The sequence below is a fragment of the Pirellulaceae bacterium genome, from assembly GCA_019636385.1.
Classification (GTDB): Bacteria; Planctomycetota; Planctomycetia; order Pirellulales; family Pirellulaceae; genus Aureliella.
The window spans coordinates 515,779-537,847 of record JAHBXT010000002.1 but is presented as its reverse complement, the minus strand read 5'-3'; the positions used below and the strand labels follow the sequence as shown (position 1 = coordinate 537,847).

Below are 22,069 nucleotides of genomic sequence, written 5' to 3'. Positions count from 1 at the left end.
TTCCACCGTCGGGCGACAGTAGCTACTGGCACCGTCCAATTGACGATTACGGCGGTCAGCGTTACACTCGCCTGACCAATTTTATAGCTGAATTGCACGCCTAAGTAGCCTGCCAATCCTGGTTCGATTCAAGGCCCGGCAACAGCTTTTTAAGACACCACTTAGGGCAACTTACCAGCCCTTGAACCAAAAACGGATTCACAGCTATGTCTAGCAAGAAAACGATCTACTATTTTGGCAAGTCAAAGACCGATGGCACTGGCGACATGAAGGCGCTGATCGGCGGAAAGGGAGCGAATCTGGCGGCCATGACACGCATTGGTCTGCCTGTCCCTCCAGGTTTTACCATCACGACCGAGGTTTGCGTTTACTATTACCAGAACCGCAAGAAGTATCCTGCAGATTTCGATCGCGATCTATCCAAGGCAGTGGCTTGGCTGGAAAAAGAGACCGGAAAAAGATTCGGTGATCCCAAGAATCCGTTGTTGGTGTCGGTCCGCTCCGGTGCGCGGGATTCGATGCCGGGCATGATGGATACCATCTTGAATCTCGGATTGAACGACGAAACCACTGAGGGGCTGAAGAAGGCGACTGGTAACGGTCGATTCGCCTGGGATTCGTATCGCCGATTCTTGCAGATGTACGGCGACGTGGTGATGGGCGTTCAGAAAAAGCACGAAGACGATCACGAGCCGTTCGAGGAAGTAATTGCCAATTTGAAGAAAGAGGTCAAGGTCAAGGAAGATGTCGAGCTGACCGAAGAACACCTGCAGGAGCTGGTGAAGCGCTTCAAGAAACTGATCAAGGACTGGACCGGCAAGGCCTTCCCGACCGAGCCGATGAAGCAGCTTGAAGGTGCCGTCAGCGCCGTCTTCGGATCGTGGATGAACGAACGTGCAATTCTGTATCGCCAGAAGTATCGCATTCCCGATGACTGGGGGACTGCCGTCAACGTGCAAAGCATGGTCTTCGGCAACATGGGCGACGATAGTGCTACCGGCGTTGCGTTCACCCGCGATCCAGCCAATGGTGAAAATGTGTTCTACGGTGAATACCTGGTGAACGCCCAGGGTGAAGACGTGGTGGCCGGAGTGCGCACACCCCTAAAGATCGCAGAAATGGCTAAGGACAAGGTGATTGGGGCCGCCTACAAAGAGCTGAACGACGTTCGCAAGGTGCTGGAAAAGAATTTCGGCGACGTTCAAGACTTCGAGTTCACGATTGAAAAGAAAAAACTGTACATGCTGCAAACCCGCAATGGCAAGCGCACCGCCATGGCCTACGTGAAGATCGCTCACGATATGGTCAAGGAAAAGCTGATGACACCGGAGCACGCGATTAAGTCCGGTGATCCCGAAGCGTTGAACCAACTGCTGCAACCGATCTTTGATACAGTTGACTATGAGAAAGCGCGCAAGGCTGGGCGCTTGATGGCGACGGGCCTGCCCGCCGGTCCAGGTGCGGCTTCGGGCATGGTTGTGTTCAATGCAAACAAAGCCGAAGAGTTGGCCAAGAAAGGTCACAGCGTGGTGTTGGCGCGGATCGAAACCAGCCCGGAAGACCTGCGCGGCATGATCGCCTCTGAAGGAATTTTGACTTGCCGCGGAGGCGTCTCCAGCCACGCGGCACTGGTGGCTCGCCAGATGGGTAAAGTATGCGTGGCCGGTGCCGGGGATATCGACATCGACTACCGCAAGGGAACACTCAAGTGCAACGGGGTGACTTTGCGTGAAGGCGATCCGATCAGCATCAACGGTACTACCGGCGAAGTCTTCAATGGCAAGATCGCTACGACCGATAGCGAGCTGAAGCAGGTGCTGGTCACCAAGAAGCTGAAGCCCAAGGATAGCAAGATCTATCAGTACTACGAATTCATCATGTCGTTGGCGGACAAGTATCGCACGCTGGGTGTTCGCACCAACGCTGATCAACCCGATCAGGTCGAAAATGCGGTGGCCTTCGGAGCCGAGGGAATTGGCTTGTGCCGCACCGAACACATGTTCTTTGACGGCGATCGCATCATCGCCGTGCGACAGATGATTCTGGCTGAAAAGGAAGAGGATCGTCGCAAGGCACTGGCCAAATTGCTACCTTACCAGCAAAAAGACTTTGAAGGCATCTTCCGAGCGCTCAATGGCCTGCCGGCCTGTATCCGCTTGCTCGATCCGCCCTTGCACGAATTCCTGCCGCAAGCCGACAACAAAAAAGGTCAAGAGGAAGTCGCCAAGCAACTCAAGACCAGCGTTGTTGAAGTCGAACGCCTAGTCAACGAATTGCACGAGTTCAATCCGATGCTCGGATTCCGCGGTTGCCGCCTAGGTATCATTCGCCCCGAGATTTCGGAAATGCAAGCGCGTGCCGTCTTTCAGGCGGCTGCTGCGGTGATGAAGGAAGGTATTAAAGTTAAGCCGGAAATCATGATCCCGTTAGTCGGCTTCAAGCGAGAACTGGATTTGCAAGTCGAAATTGTGCATCGTGTAGCCAAGGAGGTCATGAAGGAGACCGGCAAGAAGTTCCCATACTCTGTGGGCACGATGATTGAAGTTCCGCGCGGCTGCTTGACCGCAGATGAGATCGCTGACACCGCTGAATTCTTCTCGTTTGGTACCAACGACTTGACTCAAACCGCTTTGGGCATGAGTCGCGACGATTCGGGGTCGTTCCTTCCGGCCTACCAGGACAAGGAGATCATCAAGGCCAATCCTTTCGCTTCGATCGACACCGCTGGTGTCGGTCAGCTCATGAAGATCGGCGTTGACAAGGGACGTAGCCGTCGGGCCGATTTGAAGATCGGCATTTGCGGCGAACACGGCGGTGACCCTGCATCGGTCGTATTCTGCCATCAGCTGGGTCTGAACTACGTAAGCTGCTCACCATTCCGCGTCCCCATCGCGAGACTGGCTGCAGCTCAAGCTGTACTCCGCAGTCAGAAATAAAGTGGTCCTGCTACGCACTGGTCAGTGGCTGCCACTGACCAGTGCGTAGAGTTTGGTACGATTGTCTGCCTTGCCTGAGCCTTCGATTCGTAGCTGCGCTCGCCAGAGCACAGAGGCTGCGTCAGAGACCTAGCCACCTTCTGGAAACATCAGCTACGTCGCGTTTTCACTCGGAACCTGTGGATCGGTGGAGGCCGCATCGAGCGCCAGCGCCAGTGAATTCAACTGGCGCATCACCGACAAGAATTTTTCTTCATTAAACGGCTTTACAATATAACTGCTGATGCCCAGCTTTTCACATTCTTCGCGATCAGCACAGTCCTCGCTGCCAGTTAGCACGACGACCGGAACATCTTTGAGCTGCTGATTTTCGCGGAGCATGCGCAAGAAGCTAACGCCGTTACTATCGGGCAAGAACAGATCCAGCAGAATGATCTGCGGCTTAGCGGCGAGCGCATACACGCCGCGCTTATTTAGAAATTCGATCGCTTCGCTGGCAGTCCGAAACAGAGCTAGGCGGTGATGATAGCCGCAATTCTTAAGTGCTTCGATGGTAATCTTGGCATCCAACCTGCTGTCTTCAATCAGCACGATGTGGATAACTTGATCTTTTTCTTCAGCATTTACAAACACGTGACAACTCGCCCATCAGCCTCGATTTCAGTTTTCAAGCAGTGTTACTCCGGGCAGCCGAGCTGCGTTTCACCTATCGCGACCGCCGAGCTTTAACAAGTTGGATCGGTTCGGCCAGCGCGATGGGCAATAAGTTCGGCCAACAGCGCTTCGTGGCTGCGCAGCGATTCCTCGAACTGTTGTAGGGCACCCGCATAAATCGGAAAATCGCGAATGATGGTGCCACGATATTGCGCTTCTTCTACCAGCTCGCACAACTCGGACAACTGAACGTATAGCTCGGCATGTTGGTTACGCAAGCCGGCAGGCTGACGCGCGTCGTCTGCTACTGAATAATCCAGGTCTTGAGCATCATCGAATTGTGGCGATGGCTCCTGACCAGCAGTCTGAGACATGTAGCCGTAGGAGCCTTCGGCACTGAACTGTTGAGCCAGTCGCTGGCGGAACTCAGCCAATTGAGCTACCCATTGATTGGCATCGATCGATAGCGGAACCCCATTGGCCGCAGTTTGACGGAGGTGGCTGAGTTGCTCGACCAAGTCGCTATAGGCTTCTTTTGTCTCGATCAGATGCGCTGGATTGTCGGCTGCTGTGCAGTCGGTCTGACGGCTGTCAAAGTTAGACATATGCGCGGATCCTGTTATGCGAGAAGAGTAATGCGAGAAGAGTTGCATGCGATCGGTGCCCAGCTCATCGCCTGGGTCGCACTGCCCGAGGCCCGTCTGAGCAGATTGTACCCCAACCGGCCGACAATTTGCAAACTCAAAAGCCACGACGGCCTGCAGCAGACCAGTGGCTACCGTTGCCGGACGGTTGGCAACAGAGCTTCCACCGCCTAGTGACGGTGGCTGCTGGCCAATTGCTGATGGCCGCTCAACTATCTAGGGCGGGGCCGCTGACTTGTACACAGCAGTTCATAGCTGCCACAGACCTTGGACCTGAAAACCTGCTCAGCCAACGTTAGGCAGAAGACTACCATGGCCTTACTACCCGGCCCTAAGTTTCAGATTCCGGCTTGGGGGGAGTGCCATGACCCTGTGCAATATAACGGGCGCGGCCGGTGCGGTAGTTTGCGCTGGCTGGGTATTTCTCAGCAAGCCATTGGTCCACTTGATCCGGAGCGGGGGGATCGTCTTGCATTTGTTGTACTAGACACTGCATGGAACGACGACACCAGCCGCAGCCTGTTCCCGCATTCTGGCAGTTGGCTAACTGACTGGGCAGCTTCACGCGGTGGACACGGATGTAGTTCATCACCTTGCGCCAGGTAACGTGAAAGCACAGACACAGTTCATCGTCAGGCCGCATGTGTTAGGACTCGCAGGGCGATCTTGCAGGCGGCCAGATAGTCTGGAATGTCCAATTGCTCCTGATTGGTGTGCACATGGCGCTGGCCGCAACCAAGGGTTACAGTTGGAATGCCATGCTCAACCAACCAATTGGCATCGATGCCTCCATTAGTCACGCCTTGCTCAGGCTGCATGCCCAAAGATTCAATCGCCCGTTGGGTCACGGCCACGATCGGGCTATTAGGGTCCAGCAGGAACGAATCGTAGTCCACTCGCCGCTCGACGTTAGCGCGCACCGCTTGTCCTTGATCATTGACCACCTGAGACGCCGCTTGATGAAAAGCAGACTGGATGGCTTCGGCAATCTCCGTGCGCATTGCGCGGTCATGGCTACGGGCTTCGGCCGCAATCTCAACCAATTCTGTGACGACGTTGGTCGCCAGGCCGCCACGGATGATGCCAATATTGCTGGTGCCTGTTCGTCGGCCCTTGCGAACGGCACCAAGCCAGCGGCCTTTGTGCAGCGCGGCGATGGCCAATCCCGCAGCTTCAATGGCGCTGGCACCTGTCTGCGGTGCTAGGCCCGCGTGAGCAGGAATACCGAGCAAGCGAATCCAAATCCGCTCACCGCCAGTGGCTCCTAAGGTCAACTTGTAAGGATTGCCTCCATCGAAGTTCAGCGCCATGCTCGGCCGACCGAGTTTGTTCACAGAAAGATGGCGACTGCCTTGCAAACCAATTTCCTCTTGAACGAAAAAACAAGCCGTTATCGGCGGCCGCTGCGGCATTTGCAGGACATGCCTGAGGCTGGTCAGCACGGCAGCTACCCCAGCGCGATCATCAGCCCCTAACCCGGTTTCACGGTTGGCCGAATAGATAACCTGGCCACGACGCTTCGGAACGCACCCCACGCAGATTGGCACCGTGTCCAGGTGCGCCGACAACATGATTCGCGGCAAGCGTCGGTCGCCAGGTAACTTGGCGATCAGATTGCCGACTTGCCCCGGCTGTGGCGTTCGCTGGTGAGCGTTATCGAATGTAATGCAAGTGGACGGGATTCCTAACTGCTCTAACTCGGCAACGACCGATTGGGCAATCAGCGATTCCTCGCAACTCTTACCCGGAATGGCCATCAGTCGCATGACCAGTTCAATAGCACGTTTCTCGTCGATGTTATTCATGAGGCATTCTAGGTTGCGTGAGCGGCCAAACAGTAGCTACCGTCGCCAGACGACAGGCAAGCTGACCGCCAACACTCTGGCGATGGTAGCGCGTGGGAAAATCGCATTGGCCGCTCAATTAACGAGTTCAGGTGGGGTCAGTTGCTTAAGGACCGCCGGGCCCTACTGGCCATTGATTGTCGCCTGTTAGGGTGCTTTGCGATAGGCGGCAATCTCAAAAGGGTTATCCAGATATGCGTGGCCGCCGCGCAACCAAACGTAGAGTGATGCCGACAGGTATGCCGGCCCCATCAACGGTCCCCACAGCTCGAATTGGCGGACATGAACCCGCTCATGCTCGGCCGCGTATTCCAACGCCTGCGCACTTTGTCCCAAGATTACATGCCCCCACGTAACGCCCAGGGTATGAGCACCGGTCGGCAGGTGCTGGACAAACCATCTGGTAAATCCACCGTAGAATTCCAGCACGCCTCCACTGAGGCGCACATGTCCCCCGGACAGCAATCCCACCCCTCCCACCAGTACTCCAAGCAAACTATAGGGACTCGCCCACACAATCCTGGTCAGCTTCCACAGCCACACCCAGAGTGTTAAACCAGCGGCACTGGCGGTTCTAGTATTCACGCTGAGTCCCTAAGGCAATCTGTGCACGACCATTCACCGCCGCCCAGGTGGTCGCCAAGACACGAACATTCATCAGGCCATAATTTGATGCACAACATTTCCATCAACATCGGTCAAGCGAAAGTCACGACCGCCATAGGGATAGGTCAGTCTCTCATGGTCGATCCCTAGCAGATGCAGAATCGTTGCATGCAAATCGTGGACGTGTACCTTGTCGTGGGTTGCGTAGAATCCAAAATCATCCGATTCTCCATAGCTGAATCCAGCTTTGACGCCTCCACCCGCCAGCCACCAGGTAAATGCGTGCGGATTATGGTCGCGACCATTTTTCCCTTGCGCCGTTGGCGTCCGACCAAACTCACCGCCCCACATCACCAGCGTTTCATCCAACATTCCTCGCTGCTTTAAATCCTGTAACAAGCCCGCGATCGGCTTATCCACTTCGGCAGCCAACTCCTGGTGTTTTTCTTTCAACTCCGAGTGCTGATCCCAATAAGCGTGCGACACTTGAACGAACCGCACACCGGCCTCGGACAGGCGCCGTGCGATCAGGCATTGCCGACCGTAGTTGTCGGTCGGGCTGCCATCGATACCATACAGTGCTAAGGTGGCTTCCGTCTCGTCCGTTATATCCATTAGGCTCGGTGCGGCCGATTGCATTCGAAATGCCAACTCAAAGGACTCGATCCGCGCGTCGAGTTCCGATTCGAGCCGGGCCGATGAACCGGGTCGCTTCAACCGGTCCAAATCCCCTAACAATTGGAGCTGCTTACGTTGTAATTCAGGAGAAACGCTATCGTTAGTCAAGTTTTCGATTTTCGCGCTCTTCATTCCTGAACCGGTCTGACCGATCCTTGTCGCTTGATGAATCGGCGGCAGAAACGCAGAACCGAAATTACGAACGCCGCCATGACCGAGTGTTGGGTTGATAGTTACAAAACTGGGCAGGCTTTCGTTTTCCGTTCCCAAGCCATAACTGATCCATGCACCCAAGCTGGGTCGCACGAAGGTGTCCGACCCGGTATGGATCTTTAGCAACGCTCCTCCATGCGCTTCGTTGGAGCCATAAATCGACTTGATAAACGTAATGTCGTCGACGCACTGCCCAACGCGCGGAAAGAGATCGCTGACCCAGGCTCCCGACTGGCCATATTGCTTGAATTTCCAGGGGCTGCGCAGCAGATTTCCTGTTTGGGCGAATTGAATTCGTGGCTTTTCGAAAGGCAGCGGCTGGCCGTCTTGTTTCACCAGTTGGGGCTTGTAGTCAAAAGTGTCGATATGCGATGGCCCGCCATGCATGAATAAGAAAATGACCCGCTTGGCACGTGGCGCGAAATGTGGCGATTTGGCTGCCAGCGGGCTACGGCTGGCTATCCCTTGCTCAGCGGCTGAGCATCGGGCCAATAAATCGATCAATGCCAGAGAACCAAAACCAGCGGAGGTTCTGTGCAAAAGTTGTCGGCGATTCCACATGGCAATCCGGCTGGATTAGTCGATGTACAAAAACTCATTCGCGGCGACCATGGAACGGCAGAGGGCCGCCCAAGTTTGTAAAGTCCGCAGGGAAGAATCAGTCAGGCTTTCAAGTTCGGTCTGGGCAGTTTCGATAAAGTGCATCGATCGGCTCAGTTCCGCTGGAGACGGTAAGCGAGCATACAGCATTCGAAATAATGCGGTGATTCGTTCATGCGGCGTCTGGTAATCAGCCATTATTTTGTTAGCAGCGGCGGTGGCTTGTTGGTGGACTATGGGACTATTCAACAGAAACAATGCTTGCTGAGGTACCGTGGTTGTGGGGCGTTGCTCGATATGGTTGGCCGTTTCGACGTAGTCAAAGGTGGAAAACATTTCATAAAACGAGGCGCGATTGATCGGCAAATAGAGCGCGCGGCGACCGGCGTTGGTATCGGGGGCTTTTCCGCCAAGTGTAGTATCGAGGCCACCTCCGATGAAGAACACCGCATCGCGAATCGGCTCGGCTTCGAGTCGCCGACGCTGGCGACGCCACAGCAGTCGATTGTCAGGGTCTTGATCGGCATATCGTCGCGATTCAGGGAATTCGATATCACTGGACATTTGATAGGTAGACGAATTCATGATCATGCGATGCATGTGCTTGAGCGACCAGCCGTCTTGGATCAATCGGCCGGCCAAATAGTCGAGCAACTCAGGGTGCGTCGGCTGGTCAGCTCGAAGCCCAAAATTCGATGGAGTCCGCAGCAGCGCTTGACCAAAGTGCCACATCCAAATTCGGTTGACCATAACCCGAGCAGTCAACGGGTTGCCGGGCGAGACCAACCAGTAAGCCAACTGCAATCGACCACTTTGGTCCGCCGGAATAGCTGGCGACGGTTCAACGGCAGTTAGTATCTCGGGCATGCCGCGACTGACCTTTTGATTGGCCAACGTGAGGTGGTTGCCACGAATGTGGATCGGCAGTTCAGTGGGTGTCGCTTCGTCCACCGCCATCACCTTGGTGAATGACGGCATCGTTTTTTCGAGCCCCTCTAGCGTCTTTTTTTGCTCGTCGACATTTTGTGTTAATGCGTCAACCTCGGCTTTGAGCGCCGCTAGTTCAGCCTCCGGGGGAGATTCAGCATTCGCCAAGTCAACCACCGTCTGTAACGCCGCTACCGTCGCCAGCCGGTGGGGGTCGTGGGGTGCTTCAACGGACGCTGAGTCAAGCTTGGCTTGCAGCTTTTCAAGCTTCTCGGTTTGAGACTTGAGTGTTGTGGCGGTAGCGGCCAATTCCGCTTTGGCAGCATCAACTTTCTTCTGGTGTTCGGAGCGTCGTGATTCGATCTCGGCCGATGGAAGTGGTCGCTCCAACCAATTGGATACAAAGGCCCGGTCGGCCATCGTCTGAGTGCTGTAAAAAATGCCCGCAAGCGCGTAATAATCTGTCGTGCTGATGGGATCGAACTTATGATCATGACAGCGGGCGCAGCCGATGGTTAGACCGAGCATGGTTCGGGAGACGGTATCAATCTGTTCGTCGACGATATCGATCACCATCTTATCTTTATCCTGTTCGGCCAACATCTTAGGGCCAATGACTAGCATTCCCGTTGCAGTCAGTCGATCTCCGTCGATCTGCTCGTCACCGGTTTTGGGCAACAAGTCCCCAGCAAGCTGTTCGATAATGAATTGGTCCAACGGCTGGTCCCGATTGATCATTCGGACCACCCAATCGCGATAGTGCCAAGCGTTGGGAAGTTGGTGATTTTCGTCGGCACCATTGGAGTCAGCGTAGCGAACCAAATCCAGCCAATGTCGCCCCCAGCGCTCGCCGTAGTGCGGCGATTCTAATAGAGATTCAACTACGTTTGCGAACGCAGCGGGGCATTCGTCGTTCAGAAAAGCATCAACTTGTGCGATTGTTGGCGGCAGACCGACGAGATCAAAATAGGCCCGCCGTATCAACGTCTGCCTGTCCGCTCGCGGGCGGGGTTGCATGCCAGCGGCTTCTAGTCGTGCCAGCACGAACCGATCGATGGGGCTTTGAATCCATGATTCTCCGATCACCTCAGGTGGAGTTGGCTCAGAGATGGGCTGGAATGCCCAGTGTGACTGGGCAGTCTCGAAGTCGACTTCGCGTGGTGGCTCGGCGGTCCCGGCATCGCGTGGGTCTAAAGCACCACTTGAAATCCATTGCTGAAAGTCCGCAATCACCGGATTGGGCAGTTTTCGATCCGGCGGCATCTCAAACGACTCGTGTTTCAATGCGGACAACAACAAACTTTCCTCGGGGTTGCCGGGAACAACAGCCGGCCCGCTGTCGCCGCCTCTGAGCAAACCCGCACGGCTGTCGAGGAGCAGTCCGCCGCGAATGATTTTTGAATCAGCAGCGTGACATGTATAGCAATGTTCGACTAAATAAGGCCGAATTTTGCTTTCGAAGAACTCGATTGCAGCAGTCTGGGACTCTGCATTTAGTTGGCTGAGTTCAATGCTAGACGCTGGAGGCTGGACGGCTGTTGCCAGAGGCAGACTGATCCAAGCAAAAATGGCCATCCAGCCGAATCCGGACCGATGGAGTTGTGGACCAGACTTCATCCAGGTGGGCATGGCGGGGATTGTTCACTAGTGGGGATTGGCAGGCATTAGCCAGCTTACTCAATCCCGACGTGAGTGGCAACAAGGGCCCTGGCCCAAGGGCTAGGTGCCAAGCTGGCTTCAATACGCATCATTTAAGAAATTTAAGAACATGGCCACCCTGGATATGCAACTGGGACTGTCCTTCCAACGCCATGAGCGCTCCAGGTGGCGACGTCGATGCTCCTGTCACCAGTGCGTTTCCAGCACCACCCCAAAAATTGCTAGCGAAGCTGCGATTGCTTTGGCAAACGCGATACCGACGAAGCGCAAAGTGCAACCGCCGTAAACTGCCGTGACCAGAAACAGTATTGACGATCCTGCTGTCAATCGACTACAGCAGACGGCGAGAAGTGGTGCGCAACGCGTGCGCGGTTGGGTTTCACTATTCCCGTTTCCATCATACGCCAATTCTATATGCGGTCGACTGCCTTACGATTGATTGCCGGCTTGCTGAGCGTGCTCGTGGGAGCTACGCCGAGCTGGGGGCAATTGTCTGGCGCACTTACACCGGCTCATGGATTGCGGATCGCGCAGAACGGTGCACCGTCTACTTCAATCCCTCCTATGGTACCGCTAAATTCGGGTTCTCCCCTGGGATTTGATCCGTATGCTCCGAGTACAGGGGCATTCAGCGGATTGCGACCACAAAGTGGCGCGGCGTTAGCTGTTCCAGCCAGCACGGTCCCGCCATCGCTACCCAATACCAGCTATGCACCCCAGGTTCTGCCTGGCTACACACCCAGCGTTCCCTACCCTACGGGAACACCTTTGGGTGGCATTGGACCGGGAACCTATCCATCCTATACAGGTCCGCCACCGCCTTTGCCTGGCGCAGGCCAAAGCGCGATCATCAATACCAATCCAGCATTGGCTCCTGGAGCGATTTCTGGGCCAGGCATGTATCCCAATAGCACTCCATCGGCGCTCTTTCCGGGTGCTTACAATTACGGAAGCGGCTCGGGAGGACTGTTTCAAAACTGGTTTGGAGGTTCCAGCAATAACGGCTTCGGTGGCGGCACGTATGGTGCGCCGGCATACAATCCAGGTTACCCTGGGGGGTGGCTGCCGGGACAAAGCGGAGGCTGGGGCGGCACGAACTGGAATCCGTCTGGCTCGATGTTCAACGGGCAGCTTGGCCAGCCCCCAACTTTTATCCGCTTGTTCCAAGGCCCGCGTTTTCGACACACATATATTCACGGTGACAAGAAGCACAATGACTTGGCAATTAACGATACGGACGTCTCGCTGGCATTTGCGATTCCCAACTTTCTGTTTTCGACGCAGCCTGTCTATTTGCTGCCTTCATTTTCGCTACATCTGTGGGATGGTCCGCGATCCTATCTGAATCCCGCCAATACAGCCGACTTACCATCAAACGCTTTTTCGGCGTTCTTGGACGTTGGCTGGCAATCCGATCCAGCGCGTATTTTTGGAGCTGAGCTTGGGACACGCGTTGGTATCTTCAGCGACTTCGATGCGATCAGCACGCGAAGCTTACGCATTCTAGGGCGTGGCATCGGTCGCGTGCGGTTGACTCCACAAAGCACCCTCAAGCTGGGCATCCTGTATTTGGATCGCAACCGGGTCAAACTGTTACCGGCTGGTGGCTTTTTGTGGCAACCCAATCCCGGCACACGATTGGACATATTCTTTCCCGAGCCCAAGCTGTCGTCGTATATGACAACTCTGGGTAATACGGACACCTGGTGGTACGTAGCGGCCTACTACGGAGGCGGCAATTGGACGGTGCGTCGCGATGACAGCACCAAAGATGCCGTCGACATCAACGATGTGCGGATCGTGTTTGGGTTGGAGTGGGGGCGCAACGAAATGATGCGCGACGGCCGCCGCGTCGGCTTTGCAGAAGCCGGTTACGCGTTCAGTCGCGAGCTACTTTACAAAGACCGACCGGCTGACAACCTGGATTTACGCGATAACTTTGTCGTGCGCATTGGCTTCGGATACTAGTGACTGTACGTTACGTTGCAGTCACCAGTCTGCGCACACACAGCCTCGGTGGTGGACCGGCGCTGCGCGAAACATATTACGGTTGAATGAGTCGTGTGGCTTGGCGCACACTTAAAGATGCAACCCCCCAGGCCACCTTGGACAGGCTTATCCCGCCCTACCAGTCAAATGGTCCTCAAGCAACGTCCGGCCAAAGCCGCCACTCTCTGTCGAGAGTGGCTCCTAAGCTGGTGGCGAGCGTAGCTACTTGGGGGCTACTGTGCACATCATGCGGCGGCCCATTTGTTGTGGGCTTGATTCAAGCTTACCGTGTTGCAAAAGCTGTTCAAGCACGCCCTCCATGACGCGCAAGCCCTCTTCGACGTGAGCCATCTCACGACCACGGAAGATAACAGACACCTGCACTTTGTCTTTGTGCTTTAGAAAGCTGACGGCTTGCTTGAGCTTGAACTGGATATCGTGATCGCCCGTCTTGGGACGCAAGCGTATCTCTTTGAGCTTGGTTTGATGAGCCGAAGATTGACTGTGCTTCTTCTTGCTCTTTTCATATTTGTACTTGCCGTAGTCCATGATGCGGCAAACCGGCGGCTTCTCCGTAGCCGCAACTTCAACTAGATCGAGCCCCACTTCGCGGGCTCGATCCAGGGCAGCGTCGATGGTCAGAACCCCCAACTGCTCCCCGGTCTCACTGATGACGCGAACTTGTCGTTCGCGAATATGATTGTTAATCCTTGTGGAATCGGCATTCCTCTCGTTTCGACGATTTACTGGAGTCACCACGTCTTCAATTGTCCCTTTCGGTAAAGTCAGCCAGCGCTCTGAACGTCGCCATAAACGGCTATGGCGGTAGAGCTGGTCAATGGTCTCGTTGGCGGCCAACTTCGGGTGAAGTCTGCCGCGCCCCTACAATTGTAACTCTTGGAAAGTGCGCCGCGCGGCACACACCTCCCAAGTATCACATATTTATCGGATTTAAGTCAATATTCCCTATCTTAATATCGCGCATTCTAGTGGATTCAACCAACGGCGTTGGCACAAAAAAAACGCATGCCCACCACGGGCACGCGCTATTTGTCCAGTAGCTCGCTTTACGAGCCCCGGGGTTGCAAAGTGTTAAGCAGGGCCCAATTACTTGGACTCGACCTTGGTGAATTTGGCTTTGGCAAACGCTTTCTCGCCATAGACCGTTTCCATCTTTTCGTCATCCTTCATGCTCTCAACTTTGCCCTTGCAGTTGCCACAGCAGAATGCGACTTTAGCGCCACCGACTTCAATGGCGGTGTCAAGATTCAGCTTGCCACCAGAAATCGGGCAGGCTTCTTGCTTATACTGCTTGGTAGCAACCAGCTGAGCGTTTGACTTGGCAGCCATCTTTTCTTTGTCGTCCTTGGACATCTTCTCGAACTTGCCCTTGCAGCCGCCACAGCAGAAGTAGACTTTGCCATCTTTCCAGTCAGCTGCGTTTGCTTCCTTAGCGTCCTTAGGCGCCATCAAGCATTTGACGCCTTCCAACGATACACCTTCAGCGAACACCAGGGAAACGCATACGACCAGCGTCGCGACTAGCGAACCAACGAGAGTTCGTCGTTTCATAATTCTTCTCCGTAGTTAGAAACACTTGACTTCGGCGATCGCTACTCGGACGCCGACTTGAGCCCATCAACCACTTTACTCTACGGAATGTGACAAACCGTCGCAACAGGTAGGAGCCACAATTCCTGAAGCTTCCCGGTAATTTCCCGAGCTGCTCCCACCTGCCAGGACCTGCTCGTCCTATTTACTCATCAACTGGCCCGCAGGCGGTCCAGTTGGCCTTGGGCGAGCACTTGAATCCGTCGCACCATTCCGGCCAAACCGCTACGGCGCTGGCTGGTAATGAATTGGTCCAGTCCAATGCGGCGAAAGAAGGATTCAACGTCAAACTCCAGGACGGCGGCTGCAGATTGTCCCGAAAACAGCTGCTGAAGCACTGCAATCAACCCACGGACGATCTGCGCATTGGAATCGCCAGTAAATTCAATACGCTGAGGATCGTCAGCCGTGGGGCGTCCAATCAAATACACTTCGCTCATGCACCCCGGCACACTAGTGGTGATTGCTTTGAGCTGTCCAAAGGTATCGGGCAATTGTTGACCTAATTCCAACAGAAACTTAGTCTTACTGGCCGGATCATCACACCACGAGAATTCATCGGCTAATGTTTGCGCGATAGCCTGCGGGCTGTCACCGGCGGGGCCAGCAAACGTGATTTCGGAAACCTCGGCAGATTCAGTAGCAGTTCTATTGAACCGGTCAGCGACGGAGGATGGCTGTTTCGATTTCTCAGTCAGGCCGATGCTATTTCTGCCCACGACTGCCCGATGGCGTTCGGCAATGTACTGCTCGAGCACATCTGCTAGCCGATCGACTTCCGCAATAGTATTGTAAATAGCAAATGAAGCTCGGCAGGTGCCGGCAATTCCCAGATGCTGCATCAGCGGCATGCAGCAATGATGTCCTGTGCGCACGGCAATGCCTTCCAAACTCAGTGCGGTGGCGATATCCAGTGCAGCGATCTCTGGTTCCCGAACGACAAAGCTCACGATAGCCGCCTTGTGTGACGATTGCCCAATGATTTGCAAACCACCGATAGCGCTCAGTCGCTTGGTAGCCTGACTGAGCAGTTCCGCTTCATGAGCGGCAATCGCACCCCATCCGATCTGGCGGATGTAGTCGATAGCGGCCGCCAGTCCAATTGCGCCCGCGATGTGCGGTGTGCCAGCTTCAAAGCGATTCGGCAAGGCGGCATAGGTCGTTTTCTGGAAAGTCACAGTGTCGATCATATCACCACCGCCCATGTACGGCGGTAGCGACTGCAACAATTCACGTCGCCCCCACAAAACGCCAATACCTGTCGGACCGTACAGCTTGTGCCCGCTGAAGGCAAAAAAATCGCAATTCAGCGACGTCAAGTCGGTGGCTTGATGCGCAACGGATTGCGCACCGTCGATTAGAATTGTCGCTCCGGCCTGTCGCGCCAAACGCGCAAATTGGTGAACATCGTGCACAATCCCTAGAGCATTGGACGTATGTTGCATCGCCACCAGTCGCGTGCGTGGGCCCAGGGCGGCCTGAAAGTCCTGGACGTGGATGACACCATTTGCATCGGGCTGCACCACTCGCAGGCAGGCCCCTGTTTCTTGACAGACCATTTGCCAAGGCACGATGTTGGAATGATGCTCTGATCCGGTCAGCAGCACTTCGTCGCCCGGCTGCAACTGGCTGCGCCCCCAGGAGCTGGCCACCAAGTTAATCGACTCGGTCGTGCCGCGCGTAAAAATGCACTCTTCTGGCGCGACACCGCCTAGGAACTTGGCCACTGCCACGCGAGCCGCCTCGTACTGATCCGTTGCCCTTTGACTCAATTCATAGACACCGCGATGAATATTGGCGTGATCGCACCGATAATAGTTGGCGATGGCGTCGATAACCGCCACAGGCTTTTGCGTACTGGCAGCATTGTCCAAATAGACCAAGGGCCGGCCGTTCATCGAAGTCGACAGAATCGGAAAATCGTCGCGCACGCGATCAAGCGTTTGGTCTGGCATAAGACTCGTTCATATCGATAGAGAAATACTGCACTTGACGTTTCACTTCAACTTCTGTCCACGCTGCCGGCTGGCCGTCACGCGGCCGAACCAATCGAATTCAATACTCGTGGGGCGATTTCAATGTACCTTGAGCGATTCGATGCCGCTGTGAGCGGCCCAGCTGGTGCCAACCGCCCTGCCCGTGAACACTGACAAAGCTAGCCCGGTTCATTGTAAGCTCAACAGCCAATATTGTTGAGTATGCACGGGCGTTGGAGGTTCGCTGCAACAATGGTGCGTGCACCCCACAGCATATACCAGTCGCCCAGCCTGGCGACGGTAGCTACTTTTACGCTATTGCCATTGCCACGGCTACCGGCATCCATCAGATTTACACTCATGGCCGTAGGAACAACAGCCATTGGGGCGTAGAATGGCTGGGAGGGCAAACGATCTGCCATCGTGAGCTGCTGCAAAGCAAATGCCATGCGGTGGCGGTCTAGCCAATTTGTGCGGCGGTTGTATGGCCGACTGCTGGTGCTGCTCTGCAGACGTTATTTGTTTTTCATGAATAAGACGTACCATGCCTCAGGCCATCGTTGACCCAGAACAGCTGCGACAGTTTGCAGCCATGCTCCAGCGATATACACAGTCTATTCGCGAGTCAACTGCGGCGCTGACACAAGCCCAGGCTCGTCTGAATGACAGTTGGCGAGACCAGGAGCAACGGCGCTTCAGCGACGAATTCGACCAGCAGGTCAAACTGGTTCAAAAGCTCCTGGAAATGTCAGAGCGGCATGTGCCGTACCTGGTCAAGAAGGCCGAGATTATTGAACAGTATTTGCAACGATGAGTGGTGCCAAAGTCTTTTCGCTGGAAGCCCTTGAGCGGTTTGCTCAGGATCTACAGCTGGTGCGTCAGTCGCTGCTGAAGGAGTTGGACGGACTGGAGCTGGAAACGCGACGCTTGACCGGGTGGATCGATAACGACGCCGATGCCTATTGGCGCGGTCAGTTACAATTGTCTCAGCGCCGGCTGTCCGAGTACTCGCAACAACTTTCGCGGTGCCTGGCCAGTGTCCGCCCAAACGAACAACGACCGTGCACTGAGGAAAAGAAACGGGTGGCCCGCGAAAAGGAACGACTCCAATTGTGCGAGCAAAAAATCAAACAGGGACAGGCAGCCAGCCTTCGCTGGCAGCAACACTTGCTCAAGGTACACACCAAACTGCATCGTTGTCGCGACCTAGCCGAGGCGGAGTTGCTGGTTGCCCATGACCGGCTAAAGTCGCATATCGAGAGGCTCATCAACTACACGCAACTGCGAAGTGGTGCGTCCGCGATCTCGACCAACAGGTCCGCTGCGACATCTGACACCATGCCCGTGGCAAATGACGCAAGCCATTTAGAGGGCTCAATGTTGTCTGCGGCTCCTCTGGAGGAACATCCGACAGAACAATCATCCGATCGCACAAGCTCGCTACCTACTCCGCAATCGGGGGAAGCTTTATGAGACGTTTCAGCCATGACTTGACGGGGGCTATACAGCGCATTAGCAAACTTAATGATCAGTTTGATAATCAAGTGCAGTCGATTGCCGAAGTCTGGAAGGACGATGTTGGTCGTGGATTTTTGAGGCAGCACACGTCTGATGTTCGGCCGCAGATTAGCCAACTGATTGCAGAGTTGTCGGTGTTGGTTGAACAATTTGAAGGTATTTGCAAGCAGCTTCAGGACCCCGACCTTTCGTAGCCGCTCAGTTCCCGCCAGTCCCAGGAGCTTATGAGCTCGATGAGCCATTCCAACGCTTACCCGCTGCCGCGACCACGGCTCGAACGCCTACTCAATGGATTGCAACAGCGCAGCGCGAGCAGCGCTCAGCAGTTATCCAGCCAAGTCGGGGAGCTTACCCAGCAGATTCGGCAACTGGAGCAAGCCCATCGTCAGCAACTTGGACAACTGGCCCATGAGTCTCAACAGCAACAATTGGCGACGACCGACCAGTGGGATGAAAGTAGACTCCAGTATTGGGACGCTGCTGAGCTGAAGGCATATCGCGCGGTCTCTGAAACACACAGCCGCGAAAAGAAGCTGCGCGAGGAGGCTCAAGCCGACTTGGAGCATGTTCGCGAACAGGCCAAATCGCGGGCAACTGACTTAGAAAAGCAATTCATGGTTGCAGTGGAAGCCGCGGGGGCCAAGTTGACTCAGTATCGCGGACAAATAGCGGCTTGCACTCGCACCATCGCCGGAATCCAACAGGCTGCCGACGCAGCTTTGGCGGTACACAATTTGTCACAACCCCAAGGGATCGAAAACTTTCCAGCGACTCAACCCGCCGATTCGCAGCAGGCGCTGAAGCTCGCAGAAGATGCCGTTCGCACTGCCGGTCAAGTTGTTCACAAACTCGAGAATCTACCGCTGGGCCGCTTCCTGTCCTCGGTCACCTGGTGGCTACTGTGTGGATTGTTTTTTGTGGTCACCAGCACCGGCTTGATCATGGGAGCCAGGCTACCACCGCTGCTGGCCATTCCCATAGGTGTTGGCGGTACGTGCGCTATGGTGGTCGCCGGCATGCTTGGTGTGCGGCCTTGGCAAAAGCGGGCTGCCGCTGCCGAGTATCCGCGAGTCCGAGGCCAATTGGCTGTGGCTCGCAAATACCAGGAACAGGGACTGGAATTAGCGACCCATGAACAGGAACAAGAGCTCAAAAAACGAGCGCAAAAGCGTGATGAACGACTGGAGCAGGTCAAATCATGGCAACGCTCCGAAAGTTCGGCGATCAAGCAACGACTGGAAACCACCATTGCCAGGATTCGCGCAACCGCACAGCAAGACAAGTCGGTCGCTGCGCAAGAATTGACCAGCCACCTTCAGGAGGTTGACCAACGGTTCACTCAGTTGATGCATGAGGGCAACCAGATCGCCCAACAGCGGGAATCGGACGCCAACCAGCAAGTGTTGGCGACCACTGCCGAGTTAAATCAGCGTATTGAGTGGTTAACCCGCCAAGGATCATGGCGATTAAATTCAGGAGTCCAAAAGGCATTGCGACAGATCAACCGCTGTCGCAATTGGCACCAGGCGAGATTTCCTGACTGGGCAAAAATGGAAACACTACCGGACTGGCCCGAGTTGCTTTCGCAACCGGTACTTCCCATAGGTCAATTGCAGCTGGATGGGGCATCCTTTGATTGGCTACCTGCAGAGCAATCGTCGCTGACGGTACCGTGGCTCTATTCGCCGCTGATCGACAACTATTTGGTCATTCATGGCGATCCCGCGCAACGGGCCACAGAGCAACTGGTGAGATCGTTGATTTTGCGTGCTTTGACCACGCTGCCGGCGGGCAAGACCCAGATTTGCGTCATTGATCCGCCGGGGCTAGGACGCGACTTTGGCTGGCTGATGTCCTTGGGTGATATTGATCCCGCATTGGTCTCACATCGCGTGTGGACTCAGCCCAGCCACATCGCACGCCAATTGCAGACGCTGGCAGCAGCTGCGGAAGATTTCATACAACAGTCGCTGCGCAATCAGTTTTCAGATATTTCCGCGTACAATCGCCAGGCTGGAGCGTTGGCCGAGCCGTTTCGATTGTTGGTCTGGTCTAGCTTCCCCAACGGCTTGGACGAGTCCTCGTGGAAAAGTTTGCAAAGCCTGCTGGACAGCGGCGCGCGGTGCGGCATCCTACCCATCCTGATTGTGTCTCCGGCCAGTGGTTGGACGGGGCCGCAGCGCGATTATGTGCAGCGTCGCGGCATGCATGTGCAGGTGGATGAACGCGATGGAATAAGCGTCCAATCACTAAGATTGGGTCAGCAGAAACTGATTTGCGACGCGCCTGCCACCCAGCAGCAAACCAATGCGATGATTGCCGAGGTAGGCCGACGAGCGCAGGCGGCAAGTCGTGTGGAAGTTCCCTTGGCTCGGATGATCCCCATCGATCCGCCACAGCGCTGGCGGGCGGACAGTTCACGACTGCTAGAAATCCCGATTGGTCAGAGCGGCGTTGGGCGCGTGCATTCGCTGAAGCTCGGTGTTGGCACGGCGCAGCACGCCATCATCGCTGGTAAAACGGGGTCGGGTAAATCCAGCTTGCTGCACGCACTAATTACTAGTGCGTTAATCAAATACTCGCCCGAACGCTTGCGACTGGTGTTGCTGGACTTCAAAAAGGGAGTTGAATTCCAGGTATACAGCGATGCACAGATCGCACATGCCGACATTATTGGCATTGAAAGTCATCGGGAATTCGGCCTCAGTGCACTTGAGTATATTGATGACTGTTTGCAACGCCGAGGTGAACTGTTCCGGCAAGCTGGAGTGCAGGATATCGCTAGTTGGAATCAAGCCCGGCCACCGCAGGCGATGCCACGCATGTTGCTGGTTGTGGATGAATTCCAAGAACTGTTTGTCGAAGATGACAAACTAAGCCAGGCCGCCAGCTTGATTCTGGACCGAATCGTTCGACAAGGTCGTTCGTTTGGTGTCCATGCGGTTCTCAGCAGTCAGACATTGGCTGGAGCTTACTCCCTGCCGCGCACGACACTGGGCCAGATGGCTGTTCGCATCGCCTTGCAGTGTGATGCTTCCGACGCGCAAATTATCTTTAGCGAAGACAATCCGGCTGCGGCGCGGCTGAAGTATCCTGGTCAAGCCATCTACAATGACGCAGGAGGTCGGATCGAAGGCAATCAACCCATGCAAATTGGCTGGCTGGACAAAGCCACGCAGGTCCAATGGTTTGCCGACTTGCCGCGCGGCTATCGTAATGCTGATGGCAGTACCAATCGACTGGGACGCACCGTTGTCTTTGATGGCAATCGACCTGCGTTGTGGCAACCCGATCAGGTACAACGGGCAATACAACAGGCTTCCAATGAAGTAAACGCCGAGGCGATTTGGTGCGCGGTTGGCGAAAGTGTGGCCATCCGTCCGGCTGTAGTCTTTCCGCTGACCAATCAATCGGGGCGCAACATGTTGATTGTCGGTGGCGAGGACTCGCTGGCCGCAGCCGTCATCCATGTAGTATCGCATTCGCTGATACAGGCATCGCTGGCCCGGCAAGTTCGGCCTCAAGTGGCCGTCATTCAAGGTGCCAAACCGACCGACACATGTTCGCTCGCGTTACCCAACCGCCTACGTAAACTGCCTTGCGAACTCAGCGTTGCCGACATGCGCACCGCCGATGTGTTAATCCAACAAGCTCACGGCTGGCTGCTGGAGCGCATGGCTGACCCCACAGTGCAACATCCTCCGGTGCTGTTGACGATCATCCAGTTGGGGCGCCTGCGCAGCTTGCGGCGCGAGGATGAGTTCAGTTTTGGTCAAGAACAGGTTACGCCTGACAAGCTGCTTGAAGAAATACTGCGCGACGGTCCGAGCCATGGGATGCACACTCTGATGTGGGCCGAAAGTTACTCGACCGTCAATCGCTGGCTCTCCCGAACTGCGCTCCGCGAAATTGAAATCCGCTTATTGATGCAGATGAGCGCCAATGATTCATCGAATCTTGCCGACTCCATCGCCGCCTCGAAGTTAGGTGATTACGTAATGCTGTTGTACGACGAAGCGACCGGTCAGGAGCAGAAATTCCGTCCCTACGCCTGGAATAGCCTGGAGACTTCCTAAGGCGAGCGGCAGTTGACAAATTACCGCTGCGACCGTCGCCAGCCGCTGGTCTGGCTTGGGATCAACCCGCTGGCGACGGTGGCTACTTTGCGGCCGCTTGCCTAAGTACAATTGCTGCCAGCATTGGCATTCACGCAG

The 22,069-nt window shown here is 55.3% G+C and carries 16 protein-coding genes; 6 read left to right on the top strand and 10 right to left on the bottom strand.

Annotated elements, in window-relative coordinates; all coding sequences use genetic code 11:
* The first annotated feature begins 206 nt into the window (after positions 1-206).
* Positions 207-2,936, top strand: coding sequence for a pyruvate, phosphate dikinase (ppdK, locus tag KF752_07775; protein MBX3421440.1), 2,730 nt, complete (start codon positions 207-209; stop codon positions 2,934-2,936).
* 153 nt (positions 2,937-3,089) lie between these two features.
* On the opposite strand, the gene KF752_07770 is transcribed toward ppdK, so the two are convergent.
* The 7 genes from KF752_07770 to KF752_07740 all read right to left on the bottom strand — a co-directional run bounded on the left by KF752_07770 (position 3,090) and on the right by KF752_07740 (position 10,677).
* A complete protein-coding gene (locus KF752_07770; GenBank protein MBX3421439.1) occupies positions 3,090-3,569 on the bottom strand; it encodes a response regulator in 480 nt (159 codons plus the stop codon).
* Positions 3,570-3,661: 92 nt separating this feature from the next.
* Positions 3,662-4,195, bottom strand: coding sequence for a hypothetical protein (locus tag KF752_07765; GenBank protein MBX3421438.1), 534 nt, complete (start codon positions 4,193-4,195; stop codon positions 3,662-3,664).
* A gap of 370 nt (positions 4,196-4,565) precedes the next feature.
* Entirely contained in the window at positions 4,566-4,877 is a 312-nt protein-coding gene (locus tag KF752_07760; protein MBX3421437.1) for a (2Fe-2S)-binding protein, read from the bottom strand.
* On the bottom strand, positions 4,867-6,039 hold the full coding sequence (locus KF752_07755; protein ID MBX3421436.1) for a M20/M25/M40 family metallo-hydrolase: 1,173 nt from the start codon (positions 6,037-6,039) through the stop codon (positions 4,867-4,869). The genes KF752_07760 and KF752_07755 overlap by 11 nt, the downstream gene beginning before the upstream one ends.
* A gap of 186 nt (positions 6,040-6,225) precedes the next feature.
* Positions 6,226-6,606, bottom strand: coding sequence for a hypothetical protein (locus tag KF752_07750; GenBank protein MBX3421435.1), 381 nt, complete (start codon positions 6,604-6,606; stop codon positions 6,226-6,228).
* A gap of 129 nt (positions 6,607-6,735) precedes the next feature.
* Positions 6,736-8,136, bottom strand: coding sequence for a DUF1501 domain-containing protein (locus KF752_07745; protein MBX3421434.1), 1,401 nt, complete (start codon positions 8,134-8,136; stop codon positions 6,736-6,738).
* A gap of 15 nt (positions 8,137-8,151) precedes the next feature.
* A complete protein-coding gene (locus KF752_07740; GenBank protein MBX3421433.1) occupies positions 8,152-10,677 on the bottom strand; it encodes a PSD1 domain-containing protein in 2,526 nt (841 codons plus the stop codon).
* Between the two features lie 498 nt (positions 10,678-11,175).
* Between KF752_07740 and KF752_07735 the strand changes: the two genes are divergently transcribed.
* Complete coding sequence (locus KF752_07735) at positions 11,176-12,729, top strand: hypothetical protein (GenBank protein MBX3421432.1); 1,554 nt, start codon at positions 11,176-11,178, stop codon at positions 12,727-12,729.
* A 243-nt stretch (positions 12,730-12,972) separates the two neighbouring features.
* Here KF752_07735 and infC read toward each other — a convergent pair whose 3' ends face one another.
* The 3 genes from infC to KF752_07720 form a co-directional block, all read right to left on the bottom strand.
* Complete coding sequence (gene infC, locus KF752_07730) at positions 12,973-13,506, bottom strand: translation initiation factor IF-3 (GenBank protein MBX3421431.1); 534 nt, start codon at positions 13,504-13,506, stop codon at positions 12,973-12,975.
* A gap of 351 nt (positions 13,507-13,857) precedes the next feature.
* Entirely contained in the window at positions 13,858-14,322 is a 465-nt protein-coding gene (locus KF752_07725; GenBank protein ID MBX3421430.1) for a hypothetical protein, read from the bottom strand.
* Between the two features lie 191 nt (positions 14,323-14,513).
* The gene (locus KF752_07720; protein ID MBX3421429.1) at positions 14,514-16,316 is read right to left on the bottom strand and encodes a SufS family cysteine desulfurase; all 1,803 of its coding nucleotides are present in this window, start codon (positions 16,314-16,316) and stop codon (positions 14,514-14,516) included.
* Positions 16,317-16,881: 565 nt separating this feature from the next.
* Here KF752_07720 and KF752_07715 point away from each other — a divergent pair.
* Genes KF752_07715 through KF752_07700 form a run of 4 tightly spaced genes read left to right on the top strand, consistent with a single transcriptional unit; the run spans position 16,882 to position 21,931 of the window.
* Complete coding sequence (locus KF752_07715; GenBank protein ID MBX3421428.1) at positions 16,882-17,151, top strand: WXG100 family type VII secretion target; 270 nt, start codon at positions 16,882-16,884, stop codon at positions 17,149-17,151.
* Complete coding sequence (locus tag KF752_07710) at positions 17,148-17,810, top strand: hypothetical protein (protein ID MBX3421427.1); 663 nt, start codon at positions 17,148-17,150, stop codon at positions 17,808-17,810. Before KF752_07715 ends, KF752_07710 begins: the two co-directional genes overlap by 4 nt.
* Positions 17,807-18,049, top strand: coding sequence for a hypothetical protein (locus KF752_07705; GenBank protein MBX3421426.1), 243 nt, complete (start codon positions 17,807-17,809; stop codon positions 18,047-18,049). The genes KF752_07710 and KF752_07705 overlap by 4 nt, the downstream gene beginning before the upstream one ends.
* A gap of 39 nt (positions 18,050-18,088) precedes the next feature.
* Positions 18,089-21,931, top strand: coding sequence for a hypothetical protein (locus KF752_07700; protein ID MBX3421425.1), 3,843 nt, complete (start codon positions 18,089-18,091; stop codon positions 21,929-21,931).
* The last annotated feature ends 138 nt before the right edge of the window (positions 21,932-22,069 follow it).